Annotated in this window: 2 protein-coding genes; both read right to left on the bottom strand. The window is 64.8% G+C overall.

Annotation, left to right across the window (positions count from 1 at the left end; translation table 11 throughout):
- Nucleotides 1–320: SDR family NAD(P)-dependent oxidoreductase (locus AC1DWT_RS51440; protein WP_477926295.1), on the bottom strand; the 320-nt coding region annotated here is incomplete at its 3' end.
- A 235-nt stretch (nt 321–555) separates the two neighbouring features.
- Nucleotides 556–822: a helix-turn-helix transcriptional regulator gene (locus AC1DWT_RS51435; RefSeq protein ID WP_477926296.1), complete on the bottom strand. Its 267-nt coding sequence runs from the start codon at nt 820–822 to the stop codon at nt 556–558.
- Nucleotides 823–1,187: the final 365 nt, after the last annotated feature.

The following is a 1,187-nucleotide window of genomic DNA, read 5'->3' as shown; positions in this document are numbered from 1 at the left end:
AGGTAGAACGGAGCGACAAGGTTGGTGTTGAGCACCTTCGTCCAACCGATGAGGGGAAACTCTTCAAGTGGCGCACCCCAGGTGGCCCCGGCATTGTTCACCAGGATGTCGATGCTTGTCAGGTGCTCGCCCAGCCAGTCGACCAGACCGGTCACCCCTTCGGCCGACGACAGGTCACTGGCGACGGGGGTGCAGCGTCCTGTCGTTCCCGCAGCGTCTGCCCCGGCATTGATGGCTTCGGCCGTCGCGCGGCACTGTTCTTCCTTTCGGCTGGTGATGACAACGTGGGCACCGCCCTGTACCAGGCCGCGGGCGATCATGGCGCCGATCCCTCGTGAGCCACCGGTTACGACGGCGGTCCTCCCGGCGACAGAGAAGAGGGTGTCGGGTGCCGGTCGCACTTCGGAGGTGGTTGCACTATTCATATTATCTACGCTAGGACCGCATTGACGTTATCTCTTGGAGGTCAGCGCACTTCGCTTGCGTCGCGCGCAGTAGACATGAGCGGAGCCGCGGGCAAGCCTGGTCGTCGAGCGGGCCCGCGGGTCTGCTGATTCAGTCGTTTTCGGCTGCCGCAGAACGTGTGTCGGACGGGCGCTCACCGAAGGCCCGCCGGTACGCATTACTGAAGGTGCTGAGGTCGCCGAATCCTGACGAGTACGCCACCTGAGTCACGCTCTGGTGGCTCCAGCCACGGTCCTGAAGACGCAACCGGGCCAACGCCAGACGCTCCTCTCGGATGAGGTCCGACGGCGTTGTCCCAATCCGCTGCAACTGGGCCTGAACGTGCCGGAGCGACCAGCCGAGRCGCGGCGCCRCCACGGCWCCTGTGAGGTTCGGGTCGTGCGCATTCTCTCGAACAAAGCGYCGGATSGCGGTGACCAACCCTTCCTGAACATCGACGGAGGGGGYGGCCGTGTCTGCGTTGTAGGCGAGCGCCACGAGATCSACGATTCGGTCGGCKATCGCRTCGAAYTGACTMCCGGTGAGCTCGTGCCGCTCCCTGCGCAGACTACTGACCACGTCGACAACGACGCGCCCCAGTCCGGATGTCGCATCGAGGACGGTGCCGGCGTGCGGCAATGTGGGCACCCGCGCCTCGATCCGGTCACGGGGAATCACGAATGCAACGGAGGAGAAGCCGTCACCATGGCGCAGAACAGTCGCGGTGTCCAGCGATCCAGCGA

It is taken from the genome of Rhodococcus sp. P4_B6 (assembly GCF_056402215.1).
This window is presented reverse-complemented; position numbering and strand designations above follow the sequence as displayed.